Consider the following 1,779-nt stretch of genomic DNA (forward strand, 5'->3'; position numbering starts at 1 on the left):
ATTGACTTCCTCTACCCCGTGAACGGGGTAAATTCCTACCAGTCACTACAACCAAACTAAGCTGTGGTGACTTTCGGTGGGTGAACAGCATCAACAACAACAGCATTTGCTAACAAACGTCTTACATCATCTCCGCAGTATTCGTTTAAACTCTCGGCAAGCCCTGCCGCGAGTAGGATATTAACCGCCGCATTCAAATCCCTATCCACATGGGACTGGCACCCAGTACAGGCCCATTCACGGATATTCAACGGCTTTCTACCATTAGGTGTACCGCAAATCGAGCAGATCTGGGTAGTAGGTGCGAACCTATCCACGCGGATAAGGGTTCTACCGTGTTCGGCAGCCTTCTCTTCAATCAACCGGTTGAGGTGTCCCCAACTAGCGTCCAACACACTCTTACCCAACCGGGTTCTAGCTAGACCCGTGATTGAGAGGGTTTCCAGGGTGATAACTTGGTTTTCGTTAACAATCTGGTTCGCTACATGGTGTAGGTAATGGGTTCGCACGTTTCGGACTTTCGTGTGGGCTTTAGCTACCCTGAGTCGTTGTTTGACATAACGGTTACTACCCTTTTTCTTTTTCGAGAGTTGTTTCTGTAATCGAGCTAGTTTCTTCTCGGCTTGTTTCAGAGGTCTAGTGTTAGCAAAGACGGTGCTTCCCCCGTTACTGTTCACCGCGATAGCTAGGTCTTTCAAGCCCATATCCACGCCTACCGCGTAGGCGGTAGGCTTCGGGGCTGGGGCGGGGGTGCTTTCGACAACGAAAGACACATAATACCTACCATCCGCTTCTTGGATCAGGGTTACAGAGGTTGGGGGTGAGGGTAGGTTACGTGAGAGGTTGAAGCGGACTTCACCAATCTTAGGCAGTTTCACAAAACCTACCCCGTGAGTGGTTTGTCTAACCTTGAATGCTTGGGATGTAAACCTAGCAGCTTGCCGGGATGAGCGTTTCCTAAACCGTGGGGCACCAATCCTAACCCCTTTACGCTTACCTGTCACGGAGGTGAAAAAGTTAGTGTACGCCTTATCCAGATCCCGTAAGGACTGCTGTAAGGGTACAGCGGAAACGTCTTTCAGCCACGCTTTTTCAGGGGTCTGTTTCAGGTGAGTGAGTCGGGCAGAAAGCTCTTTACTAGAGGGCTTCTTCCCTGTGTCTTTATACTGTTCCTCTGAGTAGGCTAGAGCGTCGTTATAGACCACGCGTACACACCCAAACAGGGCAGCAATCGGCTGTTTTTGCCCTTTCTTGGGGTAGGCGCGGTAACGATAACGCTTGAGACTCATAACACCTATTATATACTTGGTGTCATGGATAATACCACTGATATAAGACGTGGTAGACATGCGATTTGGGATTTACATGTTCACTTGGTGTTCGTCACTAAATACCGGCGCAATGTCTTCACTAACACCATGCTCACCACCTGCGAAAGAACCATGCGAGAAGTCTGTGAAAGTTTCGGGGCAACCCTAGATGAGTTCAACGGGGAAACAGATCACGTTCACTTGCTAGTACGCTACCCAGCCACCGTGACTGTTTCTAAACTCGTGAACTCCCTCAAGGGGGTTTCCTCTCGTGTACTTCGGCGTGATTTTGAAGCTGAGATTACCCCGTTTTTATGGGGTGGCCATTTGTGGTCACGCTCGTATTATGCGGGGTCTGCTGGGGGTGCCCCATTGAGTGTTATTGCTGAGTATGTGAAGTCCCAGGCTCGCCCTGGTAGCTGATTCATCTCCACCCTAAAGGGTGGAGTCTTCTCAGAAAACTAGATAA

Annotated in this window: 2 protein-coding genes; one reads left to right on the top strand and one right to left on the bottom strand. The window is 49.7% G+C overall.

What is annotated here, in order from left to right:
* Nucleotides 1-56: 56 nt before the first annotated feature.
* Complete coding sequence (locus HMPREF2804_RS01590) at nucleotides 57-1,289, bottom strand: RNA-guided endonuclease InsQ/TnpB family protein (protein ID WP_070535225.1); 1,233 nt, start codon at nucleotides 1,287-1,289, stop codon at nucleotides 57-59.
* Between the two features lie 24 nt (nucleotides 1,290-1,313).
* Between HMPREF2804_RS01590 and tnpA the strand changes: the two genes are divergently transcribed.
* Nucleotides 1,314-1,733, top strand: coding sequence for an IS200/IS605 family transposase (tnpA, locus tag HMPREF2804_RS10670; protein WP_080972578.1), 420 nt, complete (start codon nucleotides 1,314-1,316; stop codon nucleotides 1,731-1,733).
* Nucleotides 1,734-1,779 lie beyond the last annotated feature (46 nt).

This window comes from Rothia sp. HMSC065G12 (assembly GCF_001811455.1).
Taxonomy (GTDB): Bacteria; Actinomycetota; Actinomycetes; order Actinomycetales; family Micrococcaceae; genus Rothia; species Rothia dentocariosa.

Bases quoted from the DNA above. Each gene is read 5' to 3' on its own strand.
- HMPREF2804_RS01590 (WP_070535225.1), bottom strand. From the start codon at position 1,289: ATGAGTCTCAAGCGTTATCGTTACCGCGCCTACCCCAAGAAAGGGCAA.
- tnpA (WP_080972578.1), top strand. From the start codon at position 1,314: ATGGATAATACCACTGATATAAGACGTGGTAGACATGCGATTTGGGAT.